A 22,363-nucleotide genomic window follows, 5' to 3' on the forward strand; every position below is an offset into this window, starting at 1 on the left:
TTAAAAACCCTCTCTATCCACCTTTTTAAAGGTGGATTTTTCATTTTGGGTTAATAATATAACACCGCCAACATCAGCATGTTTTAATTATATATCAGAAGTCATTCCTGATAGCTTTGTCGCGGTTGCAGTATTTTTATTTCTGGCTATTTAAAAATAAGACAACTTACTATCAGAATCCCAATAAATAACGTAAAAGACGCATCCGTTTTCCCAGATGCGTCTTCATGAGTATAATTAACGACTGGAAGTCGAAACAGAAGGTAACAAGATAGCTCTCATTTTTTTAGTTAAGATCCTGACTAAGGGCTCCGTCAATATTGCCATAACAACACTTGAGAAAAGTATAAATAAAAACACACACAAAGACTCAATCCCTGAAGAAATACGCCCGCCAATTTTACTCATGACAAAATAGAGAATCTGATGATGAAATAAAAATGCAACGAATGCATGTTTTGCAAAATAACTGGTAATGTTTCTGAGCCAGTCTATACTTCCCAAAAACTCAATCAAATAAACAGCTATTGAAAATAAAGAAACACCAAAAATTAACATGTACAGTTGCGGCATTATGCTTTCACGAGCAGGAACTGCAATAGCTAAGGCTAACATTCCTGCTAACATTGCATAGAGACGATTTTTTTTGTTCTTTAAAATAAAATAAGCATAGCTCATGCCAAATAAAAAATCTGGCAACCGCATAAGAGGATTACAATTAATATAAACAGAGAACAGTTTTTGATAGTTAAGTCCAACAGCAAAAAATATAGCTGACACGACTCCCCATGCAATTACTGGCATTTTCTTGAGAGCTTCATACAGCACAGGAAAGAATAGATATGTGATAATCATATAACCTGTATACCATTCCCCCACCAGATAATAGTTCTGCATCCGATAAAGAAAAAAGCCATCAAGACCAATTATTGAGAGAATAAATTTCCAATAATGCCCATCTCCAACAAAACTGCCTTTGATAATTAGCATAAGTGCAGCAACAATTAAATAACTTATCCAAAACGATGGGAATATTGCAAGCACTCTTTTCTTCAGAAAAAGAACATAGTCATTATTGTCTTTGGTGCTGATAACCAAAGACAACCCGGAAATAATGATAAACATAGAAATGCCAACATCACCCATTGTCTGACCGAAATAGGACAATTCACCGAGCTTTAAAAAGCCGGGGTAGTTATAATATATTTCCACATTATAATGGAACAATACGATCATGAAAAATGATATCACTCTTATGAAATCTGGCGCAAATAGACGCATATTTGAAGTTGTTACATTATTATTGTTCATTTATCATATTCCAGTGGTCATTTCAAAAACAGAAATATAGATAGCGAATGTAATACTATTGAATAAATATCAGCAATTCAATGGACATTCGATATGAGAAATCACTTAGGTAGGAACGATGCGCATAATTATAAATAGACAGCTCAAACTGGCACCACCATAGGTTGGGGTGCCAGAATGTTCAATCAGTCGCTACCAAATAAATCGCGCGTGTAGACTTTATCTGCAACATCCGCCAGTTCTTCAGCCATGCGGTTAGAAATGATTACATCGGCTTCTTGCTTGAATGCATCCAGATCCCGCACAACGCGCGAATGGAAGAACTCGTCCTCCTGCATGACAGGTTCATAAATAATGACCTGTACACCCTTGGCCTTGATACGCTTCATGATCCCCTGAATGGATGAAGCGCGGAAGTTGTCGGATCCACTTTTCATAATCAGACGATAGACGCCCACCACTTTTGGCTGACGGGAAAGAATGGAGTCCGCCACGAAATCTTTACGTGTGCGGTTGGCGTCCACAATCGCCGAGATAATATTGTTTGGAACGGAGTGATAGTTTGCCAGTAGCTGCTTAGTATCTTTAGGCAGACAGTAACCGCCGTAGCCAAAAGAGGGATTGTTATAATGGTTACCAATTCGTGGATCGAGGCAAACACCTTCGATGATCTGACGACTGTTAAGTCCAAGGCTCTCAGCATAGCTGTCCAGTTCATTGAAGTAAGCAACACGCATTGCCAGATAGGTGTTGGCAAAGAGCTTGATGGCTTCCGCTTCTGTTGAGTCGGTAAAGAGCGTCGGAATATCTTTCTTCGTCGCGCCCTCCTGCAACAGTGCCGCAAAGCGCTCTGCACGCTCAGAGCGTTCGCCAATCACGATTCGTGATGGATGCAGGTTATCGTAAAGCGCGCGACCTTCACGCAAGAATTCTGGCGAGAAAATAACGTTATCGATACCGTACTTCTCTTTAACCGACTGGGTAAAACCAACCGGAATGGTGGATTTAATGATCATGACCGCATCTGGATTGAATTCAATGACATCACGGATGACCGACTCAACGCTTGAGGTATTAAAATAGTTGGTTTTGGGATCGTAATCTGTAGGGGTGGCGATAATCACATATTCTGCCCCCACGTAAGCATCACGCTTGTCAGTCGTAGCGCGGAAGTTTAACGGCTTCGTTGCCAGATACTCTTCAATCTCTTTATCTACAATCGGGGACTGCTTCTTATTGAGCATGTCCACTTTGGCCTGAACGATATCTAGCGCGACCACTTCGTGATTCTGAGCAATAAGAATACCGTTGGAGAGACCTACATACCCTGTACCGGAAATAGTTATTTTCATTTGCGAGTAACTTCTGTAAGTGAACTGTTAAGATGACCCGAGGACCATCATGATAACCAATGACTGTTGGGCTTTTTACCTCCTGCCTTGTGGGACTGTCAAGGCGAAGCCAGAGGATTAGCCCGTCTCGTGACAACATTCAGACTACTTCGAACATTTGGTGATTATTTTGATGTAAAAAAAACCCGGAGAATATCTCCGGGTTTGCATACAACCTGAGGTTAAATCAGATTAATCCAGCCATTCCGTGTGGAACACACCTTCTTTATCAGTACGCTTGTAAGTATGTGCGCCGAAGTAGTCACGCTGTGCCTGAATCAGGTTAGCCGGCAGTACCGCAGCACGATAGCTATCGTAGTAGGCTACTGCAGCAGAGAAGGTCGGAACCGGGATACCGTTCTGCACAGCGTAGGCAACCACGTCACGCAGCGCCTGCTGGTATTCGTCCGCAATTTTCTTAAAGTACGGTGCCAGCAGCAGGTTGGCGATACCGGCGTTTTCAGCATAGGCATCGGTGATTTTCTGCAGGAACTGCGCACGAATGATGCAGCCCGCGCGGAAGATCTTCGCGATTTCACCATAGTTCAGATCCCAGTTGTTCTCGTCTGATGCCGCACGCAGCTGAGAGAAGCCTTGCGCGTAAGAAACGATTTTCCCCAGGTACAGTGCACGACGCACTTTCTCAACGAACTCCGCTTTATCACCTGCTGGTTTAGCCTGCGGGCCTGACAACACTTTAGATGCCGCAACGCGCTGCTCTTTCAGAGAAGAGATGTAACGTGCGAAGACAGATTCGGTGATCAGAGACAGTGGTTCGCCCAGATCCAGAGAACTCTGGCTGGTCCATTTACCGGTGCCTTTGTTCGCTGCTTCATCCAGAATCACATCAACCAGGTATTTACCCTCTTCATCTTTTTTCGTGAAGATATCTTTGGTGATGTCAATCAGGTAGCTGTTCAGCTCGCCTTTGTTCCACTCGGTGAAGGTTTCAGCCAGCTCTTCATTGGAGAGGTTCAGGCCGCCTTTCAGCAGAGAGTATGCTTCCGCAATCAGCTGCATATCGCCGTATTCGATGCCGTTGTGCACCATTTTCACATAGTGACCTGCACCGTCCGCACCGATATAGGTTACGCAAGGCTCACCATCTTCAGCCACGGCTGCGATTTTGGTCAGGATAGGTGCAACCAGTTCGTATGCATCTTTCTGGCCGCCAGGCATGATAGATGGGCCTTTCAGCGCGCCCTCTTCACCACCGGAAACACCGGTGCCGATGAAGTTGAAGCCTTCAGCAGAAAGTTCACGATTACGACGGATGGTGTCCTGGAAGAAGGTGTTACCGCCATCAATGATGATGTCGCCTTTTTCGAGGTAAGGCTTCAGAGAGTCGATAGCAGCATCGGTACCTGCACCTGCTTTCACCATTAACAGGATACGACGAGGCGTTTCCAGAGACTCAACGAACTCTTTCACCGTATAGAAAGGAACCAGTTTCTTGCCTGGGTTCTCGGCAATCACTTCTTCGGTCTTATCACGGGAACGGTTGAAAACGGAAACGGTATAGCCACGGCTTTCGATGTTGAGCGCCAGATTGCGCCCCATAACAGCCATACCGACAACACCGATTTGTTGTTTGGACATTACGTACTCCTGTCAGGTGTGGATACGCCAGCGGATTCTTCCCGGCGATACAAAGTGTAAACATGTTAACTTAAAATTTATTGCGATGAACAGTAGCCATGTAAACTTCTTGTCCCATCTGTTTAACCTTAAGTGCACATTTCGGAAAACATTTCAGACCAAAAAATGTTACGCAGCGAGGCATACTGAATTACCATCTGAAGTAATTGCAATTTACACGTTCTCCGATCGCCTTTAATTTCAGCAAACTTTTAAAACATGTTTACGAAACATGTACATAACGCTTTTCAGATGCCATAGAAAATGTTTGCTAAACAATGTTCTATTATCATTTTGACTAAAATGTACTACTTTTAATTCAGGAAGATAGACTAATTTATAACCTGCATTTTTTGCTCTGATACAAATGTCGATATCTTCACAGTACATAAAAAATTGCTCATCGAAACCATTGATTTGATTAAAAACCGAGCATTTCATCCCTAAAAAAGAACCGGCGCACCAGTCAACAACCTGATGAGTGTTAATATCAGAGCGATCTATTATACTTTTATTATAACCCAGAAAATACGAAGTAAAGAAGTTAACTAATTTGGGAAAATGTCTGACTGAGGGATCTCGTACAGTCAAATTCTGATCTTTGTAGAGATCAGCTGTAAAGAGATCATATTTATGGCATGCAAGTATTCCACTTAATTGTTTAAGCGTGTCAGCATCGACCAATACGTCTGGATTGAGAAATAAGAAATAATCTTCCTGAACATTAACGCAATAATCTTCAATTATCTTTGCAACAGCATGATTGTTATTGCGTGAAAACCCCGAACGCTCAAGAGACGGAATATAACAAATCTTTTCGCTCGCGCAAAACTCTCGCAATCCAAGGCTATTTACATTATCTTTTATGTATATTCTAAATAGAGAGCTCGCATCAAACTGAGAATCATTAATTTTATTAATTAATGACTTGATATAATCATCATGAAAATGACTTACTACTATTATGTGTATCATAATAATTTTCTGACTGCATCTGACATTGCACGGAAATATACCTTCAGGTATTCAATGTTTTTACTTTTAAAAAGTAAAATCATTTGATGCACAAAAGAAAAAACAATTTCCCGAATAGCTAATAGCTTTGGAATGTGAGGCATTTTTAACATAAAAACACCATTCCTGACTCGATAATAACGGCGCCATGCAGAGTGAACAGGAATAACAAACCCCAACATTTCAATATGAGCATCACCTATTTCATGCTGCATAATGACATTTGGAGTAATAAATATTTTAAAACCACGGCTAATAACTCTTAAACACCATTCAGTATCAACATAATCAATGAAAAGTGAATCGTCCATAAGGTTGTCTAACAATAAAACCTTATTATCGACAAGACATCCTGAGGCAATAATGCATGACACTTCAACAGGTTTAGATGATGTTATATCGGGAATGATTTTAGTGCGTAAGCCATGCCTGGACATTCTAATTACAGGATATATTTTTTTATAGCGGCTATCCTGCAGTGTTGGTCCAAGAGCAGCAATATTGTAACTCTGCTTAAGAGATACAAAATCTTCGACCATTTTGCTGACAAAATCTTCAGCTATACTGCTATCTTGATCAAAGAATAATGTAAAATCTCCGCCAAGAGTAAGGCCATGGCGGATACCTTTGTTTTGAGCAGCGGCAATACCGATATTATCAGAAAGGGACAAAAGCTCAACGTTAGAGCAGGAAGTCTGAAGCCTGGAAATATCCTCAATATTGTCACTACCATTGTCGACGATAATAGTTCGATAGGATTGTGTCTCTAACTGAGAGACAAGTGACGATAGATTGGTTGTTACAGGATTAAAGGTTACAACAATTGCTATAACCTTGTGTGGCTGAGAATTATCCCTGCTTGTCATCAGTGCAACCATTTGCCATGATTTGCTCAATTTTATTACTATTACCCCAGATAGCTGGAGAGTCATAGGCACGAGCTGGGAATACATTATAAACTGGTTTAATTTTGAGTCTATGCTGTTCTATAAACTCTTCTACTGCTGTACGTAAACTTTTCGGTTTGCCGCTACTGCAGTTAATCACTCCAGCAACCTCTGTCTGGATAGTCGCTGTCGCGATTTGTTTTGCAAGGCATTCAACGTCGATAAAATCATACAGCATTTCTCCACTGTTAAGTGGGAAAGTTTCTTTACCGGCATCTTCTGCAGCCATTATTTTTGAGAAAATTGAATTACTGTTTCTGTCATCACCAGTTATGTAATACATACGCAGCCATTTTAATGAAATTCCGGCCTTTTCCATTTCATAAGTGCAGATCTGGCGTAAGAAATTTTTCGCGATCCCATAAGGATTACTAGGATTACAAGCCGTCTTTTCAGTAATCTCCCCAACATGATAACCTATTTCATGCATGGTTCCGGCCACTGAAATATTTTGTACACCTGCGCTAATCAAGGCTTTTAAAAATCGATAGTGGTTCATAACATTAGCGATATGACCTTGATCGTGATGGTTAAAACCAGCACTCCAGGCTAGATGGAGCACAGCATCAAAGTCAGAGAAAACTTCAATGATTTTATCATCACTCGCATCTAAAATATCCATTTCAATAACTTCCGATGTAATCGTATTTCTTGAACCGGGATATGTTATTGCGACAACATCGTGATGCATTGAAGTCAATGCTTTCACGACATGTTTACCTATGTAACCACCAGCACCAGTAACAGCAATTTTCATAATCAGTTATTCTTCTTAAATTTTACAAGTTTATAGGCTTTTTTCGTTAAACGATATGGACCATATAGCGTTTTAGCCACACGAGGATATTTATCCCAAACCGTACGTCTAAACGAACTAAACAGTAGTCTTGAACATCCGCTTAATACAGCAAGGAAATCCGGTTTACCCGATTTCGTTTCGGTAAACAACCTAAGCAAGCTTGAATATTGCCAGTAAACGTCACCATTAGGCAGGGCAGACATAATTTTCTGATGTTTAAATTCTAACTTAGCATAATTCTTTTCTGCTTGAGTTGGTGTCATTACACTATAAACACTAAATCCTTCATTTTTTGCTACATAACTAATAATGCGCTCAAGAACATGCGATAAACTACCATCGACATGCGCTGGCTCAGCATTAAAATCTGTCCATTTCCAATTATGCTCAAATAAAGGACGTAAAGCAGCGGGCCTGAACCAGAACATCGTCCCATATACTGCAACAGGAGTGTCATCATCCAATGGAACAACAACGCCAAGCTTCTTACATAACTCACTTGTTGGCCAATAGTTTGCAAACCAGGCATGACCCATTGTAGGGAAACCGATGTGAACAAGCGGTGGACAAATTATTCCTATATCATTACGCTTGTTCATCAAACCAATAACGTTGGTGATATATTCTGGTGACCCGAGAAGGTTCTCATAGAGATGTTTTTTAAACGAATCAGCACGTGCAAATCCATTCTGCGGGGATTTTTTCGAGTGTAAGCGACAGATATAATCATATTTATCACTGGTACCAATGTCCTTAAATGTGATAAATAATGAGGACATATCACGTCCTCTGTTTTCCTCAACGACGCGAACCTCAACATACTGCCCGATATCTTTCGTTTTTTCTCTTAGTATGGATGCATCTTTTTCGCTTGAGGTTGAAATATACAAATCATATTTATAAGGAATATTTTTTATATAAGAATAAATTTCTTCCCACATATCTGAATAAAATACATGAGCAAGAACAGCAATTTTTGGTTCCGGATTCGCTACGTTGTTATACTCTGGAGAAGGATAATTATCAGGCAAGATCCTTAACTGTTCCAGATTTGTGTAAAGAATGCGTGGTTTTACTGTGCGATTAATATTTTGATTGATAAGACCAATATCGTAATCACTTGTCTTCTCGATGGTCTCCACAGCGCCGCGTAGATCTACACAGTTAATGTCAAGCCACATTGGATCATGGAAAAATAAACGACGTTTAAGAATTGGACATCTATTTTCAATAGTTCGCTTAACGTCAATGAATGTTGGGTAATCTGATGGGTAGTTATCATTGCTTATATAAACAGATGATGTGAAGCCCATTGCCTGGAAATGAGACGTAAAGCGTGATTCATGGCTTAAAACAGAATCAGTATAACTATTAATCATTGGCATATCTTGCCAATATTTTTTAAACTCAATGGAGTTTAACATTTTCTTGCGAATTGCAATAAAATGAGATTGTATATGACGAGGCAAGACTCCAGTTCCTGTAAACGGATTTGGAACCATTTCGTTATGTTCGCTAATCCCCCAGAAATCACACGCCCTGCTATCCATTTCATTGAAAAGTTCGGAAAAAGGGAAAATCGGGGCAAAGAAGGTGTAATTGAGTAAAATAACCTCATCGTATTTACTGGCTAACTCATCATAGCCAATAGTTTCCATTCCTTCTTTGTAACCCCAAACATCGAAGCCCACATTTTCTCGGCAGAAAACAGTAGCCCCAATCTTTTCAAGCTTTGCCCTTCCTGCGACGGTCATTTTCGAATTCGAAACAACAACAATATCTTCGACAAATTCCTTTAATGCAGTCAGCTTGGTTGGGATATAATCATCAACTTCACCAAATTCGTCATAAAAAAGATAAAAGGCAATCCTGCGCATTAAACATTACCACTCATTTTTTCAAATATTGATTAATAATTTCATCAGGTTTGCCATCAGCAATGATATTGCCATGGTCAACCCAAATAACTCGATTGCAAAGTTCAAGCAAAAGATCCATTTGGTGAGAAACAAACACCATAATATTGGAATCTTCTATCATCGCTTTCATTCTTGCCTGTGCTTTTTTGATAAAATCGGCATCACCGCCAGCGAAAAGTTCATCAAGAATTAGAATATCAGGCTGAGTAGCGGTAGCGATTGAGAACGCCAGCTTCATATACATACCAGTCGAATAATATTTTACCGGCGTGTCAATAAATTGTTCAAGCTCAGAGAAATTAATGATGTCTGGCTCAATTTCTTTCAATCTTTTTAAATTATAACCAAGAATCGTTCCATTGAGGTAAATATTTTCTCTACCACTCAACTCCGGATTAAAACCTGCACCTATCTCAAGTAGTGGTGCTACTTTACCTTTTATATCAATCGTACCACTCGTTGGCGTATAAATTTTGCACAAAATTTTCAATAAAGAGCTCTTACCTGCTCCATTGTGTCCAATAATGCCTAACCTATCACCGTGGTTAATTTCCAAATTAATATTATTTAGAGCTAAAAAGGTATCATTTTTTTTCTGATGAGTTCTGGAGAATAAATCAGCGAACAACTCTTTTAAACTTGAATTTTTATTGTGATGCAGTGCAAACTGCAATCCAACATTTTTAAGAACTATTTCAGAATTCATATTTACAACCTAAATATAACTTTTGCGTCATTGCGTCTAAAATAGATGATACCGAAGATAATACTCAGCAACGAACAAACAGAGCATATTATTAGCGATTGAGTTTCAGGTAAGGTTCCTGAATAAATTGGCGAACGGAAGAGGTCAATATAATATACAAGTGGATTCCATGTAAATATCACATGGAACTTTTCTGGTATAGCAGTTATCGGATAAATGATTGGTGTGGCAAAATATAATGCTTGTAATACAACCCCAATAAGATATTGTACGTCCCTATAATAAACAGTCACAATTGAAAGTATAAACGTGACACCAAGGGAAAACATGACCAAAAGCAGAAATGCAACGGGCAGGAAAAATAGAGCAGACGATATTTTAGCACCCAGTATCAAAGCTATAATAAACAAGCAAGCAGTGCTAAGCAGTGAATCCACCAATGTTGAGATAACTACGGATATTACAAACAATTGTTTTGGTAGATATATTTTTTTAAACAAAGATTCATTCGCCAGTAATGCTCCCCCCCCCTGGTTAAGAGAGTTAGAAAAAACTGACCAGGGTATCATCGCGGCAAATAAAAATATAGCGTATTCATTAACCTGAAACTTCATTACCAGCGAAAATACCACTGCGATAATCGCCATATTTAGTAATGGATTCAGTAAGGTCCAGAGAAAACCAAAGAAAGTCCTTCTGTACCTCATAGTAATCTGTTGATGAATTAGTTGTCTTAAAACTTGTCGATACTCAACTATCTCATTAATAAACGAATTCATAATTTTTTACTTTCATCAATTAGAGCACGAACACTTTGTTCAAAGCCTTGTGAAAAACAGGAACGTTTGTAACCAAACTTTTCTATTTTATCGCAATTTAAAACACTATATTTGGGTCTCCTGGCGATGGCTTTATATTCTGCAGTACTAATTGGTTCAACTTTAGATTGTGAAAATGTTATAGCTGCAGCGATTTTATTGGCAAAATCATACCAGCTCATTACAGTATCACCGCTGTAATGATAGAGACCAGGTTGGAGTGTTCCTTCTTTGATTATATCAATAATCAAATTTGCAATATCCGGCGCGTATGTAGGCGCGCCAACCTGATCGTATACAACTTTAATATCTTTATTTTTCTCAACCAAATTAAATATGGTTTTTAAAAAATTCTTTCCATATTCACTATATACCCAAGATGTTCTTATTATAATAGCACCAGCATGATTTTTAAGAACCTCCAGTTCCCCCTTGTGTTTTGTACTGCCGTATACGTTAAGTGATTTTACGGTGTCTTTCTCGGTATACGGTTCACTGCTGTTACCATCGAAAACATAATCAGTGGAAACATGGATAAGTTTAGCACCATATTTTGATGATGCCTGAGCGACATATTTAGCGCCTAAATTATTCACGTTTTCAGAAAAATCAACATTAGTTTCAGCATCATCAACGGAAGTGAAAGCAGCAGTATTTATTACGACATCAGGCTTAAAATCAGAAATGACATCATAAACATTGCGTTCGTTAGCAATATCGAGGAATATTTTATCTGCCGCTAGTAAAATCCAATCTTGCGGGATACGTCTGCTAAGACTTTGTCCTAACTGACCTTGAGCTCCGGTTAGCAGTACTCTCATTTATAAAGATTCGCCAAAGTAAGACCTTTTTTATCCTTTTCAGAAAGTTTTGGATTGGTCACGGGCCATTCAATACCGACCTCTTCATCATTCCAAAGCAAACATCCTTCATGTTCCGGATAATAATAATCAGTACACTTATATTCAAAGTCGGCGGTATCCGTGAGAACGCAAAAACCATGCGCGAGTCCAGGTGGGATCCAAAGTTGATTTTTATTCTCGGCTGAGAGCTCAACACCAACCCATCGGCCATAAGTTTTTGAATCCGGGCGAATATCAACAGCAACATCAAATACTGCACCACTTACAACACGAACTAATTTACCCTGTGGATTATTTTTTTGAAAATGTAGACCACGAAGGACATCTTTAGTTGAACGCGAATGGTTATCCTGCACGAAGTCGAGATCTATATTGAGCATTTCTTGATAGCGTTTCTTCTCAAAGGTTTCCAGGAAAAAACCACGTTCATCCCCAAAAACTTTTGGCTCAATAATTTTCACGTCGTGTATAATTGTATCAATGACTTTCACGAAACTGCCCCTTCATAAGAAATTATTTATAACACTTGATTGTTGCGTTTATACACAATCCCTGCAGATGTTTTCTTTCCTTAGTGAATTCAATTTTGGCAGGTTTCATATGTATTTCTTTCAATTCTAATATCAATATATCTATTGATAAAACATATCGAAAATGCCAAACAATATATCTCCCTGTGTAAATTAAACGATAACTTTAACAGCAGGGAGGCAAATATTATTTATTCGCTAATTAATACTTTGAGATAACGGCCATATTCAGTTTTAGCAAGCTTTTTAGCTTGTTCCTCAACCTGGTCCTTGCTCATCCATCCATTACGATATGAAATTTCCTCAAGGCAAGCCACTTTCATCCCCTGACGTTTTTCAATGGTATGAATAAATTGGGAAGCCTCGACCAGGCTGTCGTGAGTACCCGTATCCAGCCATGCAAAACCACGCCCCAGCAATTCAACCTGCAATTTCCCCTGCTCGAGATACATCTGGTTAAGGGTCGTAATTTCAAGTTCACCACGGGCGGAAGGTTTAACCTGTTTGGCCATTTCGACTACATGCTTATCGTAGAAATAGAGACCGGTCACCGCCCAGTTTGATTTTGGTTTTAACGGTTTCTCTTCGATGGACAGCGCTTTGTAGTTCTCATCGAATTCAACCACGCCAAACCGCTCAGGATCCTGCACCTGATAACCAAAGACCATTGCTCCGCTGGTCATTTGTGAAGCCGCTTCCAGTTTTTTACCAAAGCTCTGACCAAAGTAAATATTATCACCCAGCACCAGAGCACAAGGTTCATTATTGATAAACTCTTCACCAATAATAAATGCCTGCGCCAGGCCATCCGGGGATGGCTGAACCGCGTAAGATAAGTTAATCCCAAATTGCGAGCCATCGCCTAACAGGCGTTTGAACGAAGGCATATCTTCCGGGGTGGTAATGACCAAAATCTCACGGATACCTGCCAGCATCAGTACAGAAATTGGGTAGAAAATCATTGGCTTATCATAAACAGGAAGCAACTGTTTAGATACACCTTGCGTAATCGGATAGAGACGGGTTCCGGAACCACCAGCAAGTACAATACCTTTCATCATATTTTCCTTTATTATTCCGCCAGTCCCAGACGTTCGCCCGCATAGGAGCCATCCATGACGCGCTTCCACCAGCTTTCGTTTTTCAAATACCACTCAACCGTTTTACGGATACCTGACTCAAAGGTTTCCTGAGGCACCCATCCCAGATCGTTTTTAATTTTGCTGGCGTCAATGGCGTAGCGCAGGTCGTGTCCCGGACGGTCGGTTACATAGGTAATAAGATCGGCGAAGTGATTAATGCCTGCAGGCTTATCGGCAATAATTTCATCCAGAATGGTGCAGATTGTCTTCACGACTTCAATATTTTTACGCTCATTGTGACCACCGATATTGTAGGTTTCGCCCACAGTACCTTCAGTTACCACTTTGTATAACGCGCGTGCATGATCTTCGACAAACAGCCAGTCGCGAATCTGCTCACCGTTCCCGTACACAGGAAGCGGTTTACCTGCCAGAGCGTTCAGGATAATAAGCGGAATCAGTTTTTCCGGGAAGTGGTATGGACCGTAGTTATTCGAACAGTTCGTCACCAGCGTTGGAAGACCGTAGGTACGACGCCACGCGCGCACTAAATGATCGCTGGACGCTTTAGAAGAGGAGTAAGGACTACTTGGCGAATATGGCGTGGTCTCGGTGAACAGCGGAAGATCGCTACCGGCAGGTACTTCATCAGGATGCGGCAAGTCGCCATACACTTCATCGGTGGAGATGTGATGGAAACGAAACGCCGATTTGCGGCCGTCGTCCAGTTGAGACCAATACTGACGCGAAGCCTCCAGCAATACATAGGTACCGATAATGTTGGTTTCGATAAAGGCTGCAGGGCCTGTGATTGAACGGTCTACATGGCTCTCGGCGGCAAGATGCATTACAACATCAGGCTGATGCTCAGCGAAAATGCGCGACATAGCACTGCCGTCACAGATGTCAGCCCGCTCAAAGGCATAACGGGGATCATTTTCGATTTCTGACAGAGATTCCAGGTTCCCCGCGTAGGTTAATTTATCTACGTTAACGACAGAATCCTGAGTGTTATTAATAATATGACGAACTACTGCAGATCCAATAAAACCTGCACCACCAGTAACAAGTATTTTCACGAGACTATTCCGTATTGCATCGCCATGTTAAATCGCGAACATTATTTTTGAGTGGTTACCTTGCAACGCGCCAAATTTAAAACACGCTACCGCCCCTGGCTCTCCAGCTACCAGTGCACTGAAAACAATAAAAATGTTAGCTACTATGCAATGAGAACCAGTGCCTGTTGTTATCAAATAGGCACAGAATGCTAATCTGATATTCTCCACTTAAATAGGTTTGAAGACAAGGGAAAATCTCAGACTAAACCATCATGTCTACACTCAGCAAAAAGCGCCTTAGACATTGATTCTATTACAATAAAAAAGGTAGCAAGAGTAATTACAGAAGCTGGAACAGCCTCCTCGTACTCGTTGCTACCCGATTCATTTGTTAAGGATTTGACTTACTGTTCCAGAAGTTTCTCAATTCTCTTGCGGAACTTCGCCCCTTCCTTCAGGTTGCGCAGTCCATAGTTCACAAACGCCTGCATATACCCCATCTTCTTACCGCAGTCATAGCTCTCACCAGTCATCAGCATCGCATCGACAGACTGCTTCTTCGCCAGCTCAGCAATCGCGTCGGTGAGCTGAATACGGTCCCAGGCACCTGGTTCAGTTTTTTCCAGCTCGGCCCAGATATCGGCATTCAGAACATAACGGCCCACCGCCATCAGGTCAGAATCCAGCGTCTGCGGCTGATCCGGTTTTTCGATGAACTCAACGATGCGGCTCACCTGCCCTTCCGTCTCCAGCGCTTCTTTCGTCTGAATCACGGAGTACTCGGAGAGATCGCCTTTCATGCGCTTCGCCAGCACCTGGCTACGGCCCGTTTCGTTGAAACGCGCCACCATTGCCGCCAGGTTGTAGCGCAGCGGATCGGCAGACGCGTTATCAATAATGATATCCGGCAGCACAACGATGAAGGGATTGTCACCCACCACCGGACGGGCACAAAGAATAGAGTGTCCCAGACCCAGCGGCTGCGCCTGACGCACGTTCATGATGGTCACGCCCGGCGGACAAATAGACTGCACTTCCGCCAGCAGTTGACGCTTAACGCGCTGCTCAAGCAACGCTTCGAGTTCGTAAGAGGTGTCGAAGTGGTTTTCTACCGCATTCTTGGACGAGTGCGTAACCAGGACGATTTCTTTGATCCCTGCAGCAACAATTTCGTCGACAATGTACTGAATCATTGGCTTATCGACGATCGGCAGCATCTCTTTAGGAATGGCTTTTGTGGCTGGCAGCATATGCATGCCCAGGCCTGCTACCGGAATGACTGCTTTCAAATTAATCATTATTTCTTCCACCTTAAAATGGTTGACGAATTATAGCTCTTAAACCTGTTTTCGCCAGCATGATTTGCCGTAACCCTGAAGCAATGTTACGCCTTAGCATCACATATTTCTGTAGTTGTAATCTGATTCGATCGCGCTTTTATGCCAGGAATAGTCTCAAAACAGATTATTGTCGATTATCTGTGCGGAAGCGCAAAGTTCAGCCTTTCCACATTCACCACCTGCTGGTCGACCCGGTCAATATCCACCGAGCTTTGCCCCTTCTCATTAACGGCTTTTATGTTCGCCAGCGACAGCAGCGTCTCGTCTTTCGCCATGAATTTTCCTCGCACATCCTTGCGCAGGTCGAAGTTAATCTTCAGGGCGGGCCCCACGGCGGCTTCCTGCATGACATTGATATTGCGTAAAAAAAGATGCTGCGGCTTGTTGTGTAATTCAAGCGTAGCACGCTGCATATCCACGTTGGTTATCGCCACAAACGAGGTCGCGTTACCGGATGAAATCTGTATTCCGCGCAATTTATACGCAAGCTGGCGGTTATCGAGGTGAATATTATTGAGCTTAAAGTTCTGCGGGATGGACAAATAATCGCCTTTTATCACCCCATAGCCGATTAACATTCCCGCGCTGTTGACCATGTCGACATTATCAATAATGAAATTATCACAGCCATAAATGGCCACCGTGGCGTTGTCTATTCCTGCCTTTTTACTGAAGTCAGGGGTGATATTTTTGGCCTTAATATTTCGGATGACAAAGTGTTTCCCGTTTTCCACGTGCACCAGCTGACGACAGTTACTGCCGGTGATGTTGGCCACCACGAAGTTCTTAACAGTTTGCTTTTCCGGGTAGTCGTTGTCGTAGGTGCTGCCGGCGAGGCCAATGCCGATGCCCCAGTTGATCTTGCCGTTGGTGCAGTTGATGTTATCGATGACATGGTCGGAAATCAGGATATTGCGATCGTTGATAGCGACGTTCCATTCGATCGCATCCCCCTGCAGATGGCTAAATTTGCTGTTGGTGATGCGGGCGCCGTCCACCTGGTTGTGGAAACCCTGGCGCAGGATAGCGTAGTTGGCCTGACTCACGCTGATGTTATCAATCAGCAAATTGCGCATCACGCTGGGTTTCTTACCGCCGATGTAGATCTGCGTTACAGGGCCAAAACCGCTCATGGCCAGCCCTTTAATTACGCAGTCGGAGCCACGTACATCGAGAGTGATATTCTCTGTCCGCCCCTCGCCTTCCCCTATCACTTTGCTGCCTTCCTGCAGAACAAAGCGGCCGCGGCCATTGCCGGTTAACGCCCCGCGGATCAGCAGCGTTTTACCGTCGGGAATGAAAATACCCGTGTTGATGTTTTCACAGGTCAGCCCAACAGGGACAACGACGGTGTCCCCGTCATTAAACGCCTGCTTAAAGGCCGCGATCCAGTCGTTGTTATTGTACTGTTTAACAGAGACCGTTCTTCCGCTCGTCGCCCGCGCAATGCGGGACGACAGCAGCGGCGTGGCCGCCAGAACGGACAGAGACGAGACAAAGGTGCGTCGGGTAATCTTTTTCAGCATACATCCTCGGCGTTACAACGTTTGCAGCAGGCTGGCTAACTGACGGTTAATCACCTGCTGGTTAAAATCGGCTTCAACTTTTTGTCGGGCATTGTGCAGCACGGGCTCCAGCGCCTGCTGGTCGATGTCGCTGAAAGCAGCTAACCGATCGGCGAGCGCCATGGCGTTATTCTCCGGCACCAGCCAGCCGGAATGGTCAGACTTAATCAGCTCCGGGATCCCGCTGTGCAGGGTCGAGACCACCGGTATACCCACGGCCATTGCCTCCATCAGCGCCACCGGAATGCCTTCCATATCGCCATCTGCCCCCGTGACGGAAGGCAGCAGAAATACATCTGCCTCATCGAGCATGGCCTTGACCTCGTGGCTCGGCTTGAAGCCCGGCATCTCTACGACATCTTCCAGCTGATACTGTTCGATCAGCGTGCGCAGACGACGCTCCCACGGCCCAATCCCGAGAATGCGGTAGTGGAAATCCACCCCACGCGCTTTCAGCTGGCGGCAGGCTTCAATCGCCACATGCAGCCCTTTCTTCTCGGTCAGACGCGCGACGGAGATGATCTGCAGCGGTTTACCCGGCACCTTTACCGGACGGCGGGTAAAGCGCGTTAAATCCACGCCCATGCGCGAAACGGCAATTTTCTCTCCCGGGCAGCCCATGTTTTTCAGGCGTCCGGCCCACAGTTCGCTGATCGGCAGCATCATGTCGCCACGCCGGAAAAGCTGCTGGTATTCCGGCGTGTAGTGGTTCAGCACTTCGCGGCTGGAGATGTCGATACCGTGGAAAATGGTCGCAATTTTACCGTCAATTACGCCCAGTTCGCGCAGCTTCGCGGCGGTGACGCCTGCCGGGCCAAAGTGGGCGATAAACACGTCGGCACGATACGGCTGCGCCGTTTGCCCGCAGATGGCCGACAGGATTAGATTGCGTGATTCTGATCCATAGCGGGAGACATTCAGCGCCCGCCACGTCGACGCGCGATGGATCCCACGTAAGGTCTGGCTGGCGCGGTGGCGCAACTTACTCAGCTTCCCGGACGGCTCATCCTGCAGCCAGCGGGTTTTTGCCTCCAGCCCATACTGGGTATACGCCGCATGGGTATTTTGGGTATCGCCCTTTTGCAGGGCGATAATCTCCACGTCATATCCCATATCGATAAACGCGGTGATTTGGTTCAGAACAAACGTTTCGGACGACAGTGGAAATTTCAGTAAGAAGAAACCAACCTTCATTTCCCCTCCCGTACGCGATCGAGTACCGATTTCACCATTCCAATGCCCTTCTCGCGCTCGGCTTTCACCGCCACCGCCAGACGTTCATTGATAGCAGGCAGTTGGCCAAGCGTGTCCCCCACCATGGCGCCGAGCGATCCGTCCAGCAGATGACGAATATCCACCGCCATTTCCGGCATACCGAGCTGCTGCATAATCCCGGCGGACTTGTGCTCATAGTTAATGGCAATGGCCGGCGTGCCAAAGTTCATGGAGATAATGGCCGAGTGCAGACGGGTGCCCACTGTCAGGTCGCAGGCGGAGAGCAGCTTGCCCATCTCCAGGTCGTTCAGTTCATCCATCACCACGTGATAACGTGATGGGTCATTGACCAGGTTGCGCAGGTTCAGCGCCACCATGCGGTCATCTTTGTTGTAGCTGTCGATACCGGTACAGGTGGACAGCGCCAGCACCTGGTACCCGCTGTCCAGCACGCGGTTCACCACGTCGGCGAACGCTTGCTCATACGCCGCCTGCGTCGTGCCTAAACGTTTATCGAAGGGCGCCAGCTCGCGCAGGGTAATCGCGACGGTTTTCTGTTTCGCCGCCACGTTGAGCCAGTGCTGCACCGCATAGCTCGGCTGGAAGCTGTCGTCCTGGTGATCCACCAGCCAGGCGGTATCCACGCCGTGCTCAACTTTTGACGTGTCAATCTCGCTGCGCTTCATCATCTCAAGGCTGACCGACTCGCGCAGGATCAGCGCGTCGCAGTGGCCGAAGACATAGTTTGCGAGCTGGTTAAACTGCGGATCCTGGAAAGGCCCCACGCTGTGGCCAATCATAAATAGCGGCTTTTTCGCCATGAACGTGCAGAGCGCATGCTCAAACTGCGGCACGCCGTAGAGATCGACGAAGAATGAACCGCCGACCTGGATAATGGCGTCATAGCCGGACAGCAGACGAACAAAGTCAGTGAAGCCCTGCGCGATGGCGATGTTGCGCAGCTTGCCGGTATCGGTCACCCGTGAAAGCAGCACCTGATGCTGGTAGCGACGACGCAGCACTTTTTTCACGCGGCCCATCACGCCCGCGGCGTTGTTGTGCTGTTTCATCTGGCTGTAAAGCGGGTCGCCCATCACCGGGCGGTTCAGTAACCAGGATGAGCTAACCGGATAACGGCTCATCACGTCCACTTCGGTCTCAGGCTTAAGGGTGTTAATCGCATCCAGTAAACCGCGCAGGATGGCGCTGTCGCCACGGTTGCCGCAGGTATGGTTGCCAAGAATTAATAATTTCATAATGGCCTCTTAAAGAACTAGCCTGCGCGAAGCAGCGTTTTCATTTTTTCGTTACGGCAAAACTGGCGCTTCATCTCAACGACCAGCGCATTGCGAGAAAGTACGATCATCACGACGAAGGCCAGCGCCCCCGCGGCAACCTGCACCGCCAGCAGCGCGGCCAGCGGCAGATGGCCGCTGAGGATCGCGCCCAGACCGTAGCTCACCGCCAGGGTCGGCAATGAGAGATAGAACGGCAGCCACAGGCTCAGGATGTATTGACGATAGCTGGAGCCCAGCACCGGTTTAATCATGATGAAGTAGCTCAGGACGGTATTGACGATCTGCACCAGCAGGAAGCCCAGCGTCACGCCAATGGCGCCCGCCATGTGCCCGCCGACGATAATTGCCGGAATAAACAGGAAGGTTTTGAACACGTTGAATTTAAAGCTGATGTCCACGCGCGCTTTAGCCATCAACAGGGACCCAATCGGGTTCCCCACGGAGCGCAGCAGCCCCACCACGCACAGCAGCTGCAGGATAGGGATGATGCCGTTCCATTTCTCGCCAAATACCAGCGGCACGAAGTTGCTGGACACCACCATCAGCCCCAGCAGCACCGGGAAGTTGATAATCCCCACCACCGAAAGCAGCTTGTAAAAGTTAACGCGCAGCTTTTCGGTGTCGTCCTGAATCTTGGCAAACGCCGGGAACAGCACGCGGGTGATTATTGGGTTCAGCTTCATCGGCGGCACCACCGCGACGTTGTAGGCCAGGTTGTAGCCCCCCGCCACGCTCGCACCGAGAATACGTGCCAGCACCAGCGTCGAGAGGTTGGTGTTCACGTAGTTGATAATGCTGTCCGCGGTCAGCCACGCGCCAAAGCGCAGGTTGGACGAGACGGACGCAAGAGAAAAATGCAGTCCCGGACGGTAAATTTTACGCCCAAAGTAGCCGAACAGCAGCGTACGCACGGCAGAGTTCACCAGGTAACCGAGGATGGCGGTCATCGCCAGCGGCCAGAAATGGGCGCTGACGACGGTAAAGGTAAAGCCCGCCAGCACGGCGCTGGTCTCGATCATGCCGATCTTATTGAACTCCAGCTCTTTCTGCATCAGCGCGCGGAACTGCTGCCCGTGGGGGATCACCACGAACGCAAACGACAGCGTGCGCATCAGCGGGGCGAGATCCGGGTTGTACAGCACGCTGGCGATGGTGTCGCTCAGCAGGAACACCAGCACAAACACGAAAATCCCCAGCCCCACGTTCAGCCAGTAGAGCGTGGTCAGCTCAAGATGGCTGATCTCTTTGCGCTGGATAATCGAGTTGGCGATACCAAAGTCAGACAGCGTATCGGCCAGCGCGATGATCACCAGCGAGACGGTCAGCAGGCCGAACTGGTGATTATCGATAATGCGCGCCAGCACCGTCATCTGCACCAGGCCGAGGCCAATGATGACGATGGTCGCCATCGCTGACCACTTGGCGCCGCTGATGGTTTTTTCACGTAAGCTCATCTTAGTACGCCGCTTTGTTCACGAAACCTTTGAAGATAGTCAGAAAAACAATCTTGATATCGAACCAGAGGCTCCACTCGCGGATGTACTCCAGATCGAACTCGATGCGTTTTTCCATTTTTTCCAGCGTGTCGGTTTCGCCGCGCCAGCCGTTGATTTGCGCCCAGCCGGTGATGCCCGGCTTCACCTTATGGCGCAACATGTAGCCTTCAATCAGCGAGCGGTACTGCTCGTTATGCGCCACCGCGTGCGGACGCGGGCCAACAATCGACATCCCGCCGGTAAAGACGTTGATAAACTGTGGCAGTTCATCCAGCGAGGTGCGACGCAGGAAGTTCCCGACGCGGGTGACGCGCGGATCGTTCTGCGTCGCCTGGGTCACGACCTTGTCGTTCTCCATCACCTTCATGGAGCGGAATTTCCACACCATAATCGGCTTACCGTCCATGCCGTAGCGGGTCTGACGGAAGATAACCGGTCCAGGAGAGCTCAGCTTCACCGCCAGGGCAATGCAGCACAGCACCGGAGAAATGAGCAGAAGAATCAGCGAAGAGAGCACGATATCTTCCAGACGCTTCAGCACGCGGTTAATACCGGACAGCGGCGTGTCGTACAGCGGTACGACCGGCACGCCGTTCACCTCTTCAATACGCGAATGAAGGATGTTGAAGGTAAACACGTCCGGGATCAGGAGCACTGAACAGGTCGTATCCGCCAGCTCGCGCATCAGCTGCTTAATGCGGGAGTCGTCTTTCATCTGCATGGCGATGTAGACGTTGTGAATTTTGCCGACCTTGGCATCGTCAATCAGCTGTTCGTAGTTGCCCGCCCAGTCGGCAGGCACGCCGCCCGGCTTCGCGTCGTGATAAATCCCGACCACTTCAAAGCCTAACCACGGCTCTTTGCGGAAGCTGTCGAGCAGCACCCTGCCGACGGGCAGATCGCCTGCTACCGCCACGAAGCGACGATTATAGCCACGGTTGCGCAGCCAGCCTGCGCCAAAGCGGATCAGGGAGCGGCACACTACCATGCCGACGCTGCTCAACAGATACCAGCAGAGATAGGTCACGAGGCGATTATCAAAATCATGGCTGAACGCCACCAGGCCTGCGCTGAAGATCAGGCTCAGGGTCCAGTTCTGCAGCAACAGCATCAGTTCGGTGGTCATTTTGACGCCGCGCCACGAGCGGTAGAAATCGGTCATTCCGCCGATCATCTGAAACACGACCAGCGCAATCAGGGCCATCAGAAGATGCATATATAAGAACGGCAGCCCGCTGATCCGACACACCGCCCACAATCCACCGACCATGATGGTGATATCAGAAAAACGCTGCACCATAGAGATTAACGATGCATTGGTTCTCGCTCGTTCGCGTTTTTTTAGATTCGTCATCGTTGTTCCTGTATTC

At 45.7% G+C, this 22,363-nt stretch carries 19 protein-coding genes; all 19 read right to left on the reverse strand.

Annotated features, from left to right (window positions below):
• Nucleotides 1–237 precede the first annotated feature (237 nt).
• The 19 genes from ABFV38_RS14405 to wcaJ all read right to left on the reverse strand — a co-directional run bounded on the left by ABFV38_RS14405 (nucleotide 238) and on the right by wcaJ (nucleotide 22,347).
• On the reverse strand, nucleotides 238–1,311 hold the full coding sequence (locus tag ABFV38_RS14405) for an acyltransferase family protein (RefSeq protein WP_348957460.1): 1,074 nt from the start codon (nucleotides 1,309–1,311) through the stop codon (nucleotides 238–240).
• A 185-nt stretch (nucleotides 1,312–1,496) separates the two neighbouring features.
• Nucleotides 1,497–2,663, reverse strand: coding sequence for a UDP-glucose 6-dehydrogenase (gene ugd, locus ABFV38_RS14410; protein WP_039266705.1), 1,167 nt, complete (start codon nucleotides 2,661–2,663; stop codon nucleotides 1,497–1,499).
• A gap of 231 nt (nucleotides 2,664–2,894) precedes the next feature.
• Nucleotides 2,895–4,301 carry an NADP-dependent phosphogluconate dehydrogenase gene (gene gndA / locus ABFV38_RS14415; RefSeq protein WP_095442692.1) on the reverse strand — a complete coding sequence of 469 codons (1,407 nt, stop codon included), beginning with the start codon at nucleotides 4,299–4,301 and terminating at the stop codon, nucleotides 2,895–2,897.
• A gap of 240 nt (nucleotides 4,302–4,541) precedes the next feature.
• Nucleotides 4,542–5,315 carry a glycosyltransferase family 2 protein gene (locus ABFV38_RS14420; RefSeq protein WP_248221887.1) on the reverse strand — a complete coding sequence of 258 codons (774 nt, stop codon included), beginning with the start codon at nucleotides 5,313–5,315 and terminating at the stop codon, nucleotides 4,542–4,544.
• A complete protein-coding gene (locus tag ABFV38_RS14425; RefSeq protein WP_045908609.1) occupies nucleotides 5,312–6,220 on the reverse strand; it encodes a glycosyltransferase family 2 protein in 909 nt (302 codons plus the stop codon). The genes ABFV38_RS14420 and ABFV38_RS14425 overlap by 4 nt, the downstream gene beginning before the upstream one ends.
• Entirely contained in the window at nucleotides 6,204–7,058 is an 855-nt protein-coding gene (locus tag ABFV38_RS14430; protein ID WP_039266709.1) for an NAD(P)-dependent oxidoreductase, read from the reverse strand. Before ABFV38_RS14430 ends, ABFV38_RS14425 begins: the two co-directional genes overlap by 17 nt.
• A 2-nt stretch (nucleotides 7,059–7,060) precedes the next feature.
• The gene (locus tag ABFV38_RS14435; protein ID WP_348957461.1) at nucleotides 7,061–8,977 is read right to left on the reverse strand and encodes a rhamnan synthesis F family protein; all 1,917 of its coding nucleotides are present in this window, start codon (nucleotides 8,975–8,977) and stop codon (nucleotides 7,061–7,063) included.
• Nucleotides 8,978–8,990: 13 nt separating this feature from the next.
• Nucleotides 8,991–9,725, reverse strand: coding sequence for an ABC transporter ATP-binding protein (locus ABFV38_RS14440; protein WP_045908612.1), 735 nt, complete (start codon nucleotides 9,723–9,725; stop codon nucleotides 8,991–8,993).
• 2 nt (nucleotides 9,726–9,727) lie between these two features.
• Nucleotides 9,728–10,504 (reverse strand): ABC transporter permease, encoded by a 777-nt coding sequence (locus ABFV38_RS14445; RefSeq protein WP_045908613.1) that lies wholly within the window; start codon nucleotides 10,502–10,504, stop codon nucleotides 9,728–9,730.
• Nucleotides 10,501–11,364: a dTDP-4-dehydrorhamnose reductase gene (gene rfbD, locus ABFV38_RS14450; protein ID WP_045908614.1), complete on the reverse strand. Its 864-nt coding sequence runs from the start codon at nucleotides 11,362–11,364 to the stop codon at nucleotides 10,501–10,503. Before rfbD ends, ABFV38_RS14445 begins: the two co-directional genes overlap by 4 nt.
• A complete protein-coding gene (rfbC, locus tag ABFV38_RS14455) occupies nucleotides 11,361–11,897 on the reverse strand; it encodes a dTDP-4-dehydrorhamnose 3,5-epimerase (protein ID WP_235404580.1) in 537 nt (178 codons plus the stop codon). Before rfbC ends, rfbD begins: the two co-directional genes overlap by 4 nt.
• 230 nt (nucleotides 11,898–12,127) lie before the next feature.
• Nucleotides 12,128–12,994 (reverse strand): glucose-1-phosphate thymidylyltransferase RfbA, encoded by an 867-nt coding sequence (rfbA, locus tag ABFV38_RS14460; RefSeq protein ID WP_235403188.1) that lies wholly within the window; start codon nucleotides 12,992–12,994, stop codon nucleotides 12,128–12,130.
• A gap of 14 nt (nucleotides 12,995–13,008) precedes the next feature.
• Nucleotides 13,009–14,097 carry a dTDP-glucose 4,6-dehydratase gene (rfbB, locus tag ABFV38_RS14465; RefSeq protein WP_235403187.1) on the reverse strand — a complete coding sequence of 363 codons (1,089 nt, stop codon included), beginning with the start codon at nucleotides 14,095–14,097 and terminating at the stop codon, nucleotides 13,009–13,011.
• A gap of 386 nt (nucleotides 14,098–14,483) precedes the next feature.
• Nucleotides 14,484–15,377 (reverse strand): GalU regulator GalF, encoded by an 894-nt coding sequence (galF, locus tag ABFV38_RS14470; RefSeq protein WP_039266717.1) that lies wholly within the window; start codon nucleotides 15,375–15,377, stop codon nucleotides 14,484–14,486.
• A gap of 176 nt (nucleotides 15,378–15,553) precedes the next feature.
• A complete protein-coding gene (gene wcaM, locus ABFV38_RS14475; RefSeq protein ID WP_348957462.1) occupies nucleotides 15,554–16,945 on the reverse strand; it encodes a colanic acid biosynthesis protein WcaM in 1,392 nt (463 codons plus the stop codon).
• 12 nt (nucleotides 16,946–16,957) lie between these two features.
• A complete protein-coding gene (wcaL, locus tag ABFV38_RS14480; protein ID WP_063622062.1) occupies nucleotides 16,958–18,178 on the reverse strand; it encodes a colanic acid biosynthesis glycosyltransferase WcaL in 1,221 nt (406 codons plus the stop codon).
• The gene (wcaK, locus tag ABFV38_RS14485) at nucleotides 18,175–19,455 is read right to left on the reverse strand and encodes a colanic acid biosynthesis pyruvyl transferase WcaK (RefSeq protein ID WP_348957463.1); all 1,281 of its coding nucleotides are present in this window, start codon (nucleotides 19,453–19,455) and stop codon (nucleotides 18,175–18,177) included. The genes wcaL and wcaK overlap by 4 nt, the downstream gene beginning before the upstream one ends.
• A 17-nt stretch (nucleotides 19,456–19,472) precedes the next feature.
• Nucleotides 19,473–20,951, reverse strand: coding sequence for a colanic acid undecaprenyl disphosphate flippase WzxC (wzxC, locus tag ABFV38_RS14490; RefSeq protein WP_348957464.1), 1,479 nt, complete (start codon nucleotides 20,949–20,951; stop codon nucleotides 19,473–19,475).
• 1 nt (nucleotide 20,952) lies between these two features.
• Nucleotides 20,953–22,347, reverse strand: coding sequence for an undecaprenyl-phosphate glucose phosphotransferase (gene wcaJ, locus ABFV38_RS14495; RefSeq protein WP_348957465.1), 1,395 nt, complete (start codon nucleotides 22,345–22,347; stop codon nucleotides 20,953–20,955).
• Between the last annotated feature and the right edge of the window lie 16 nt (nucleotides 22,348–22,363).

It is taken from the genome of Enterobacter cloacae complex sp. Mu1197 (assembly GCF_040059225.1).
Classification (GTDB): Bacteria; Pseudomonadota; Gammaproteobacteria; order Enterobacterales; family Enterobacteriaceae; genus Enterobacter; species Enterobacter quasiroggenkampii.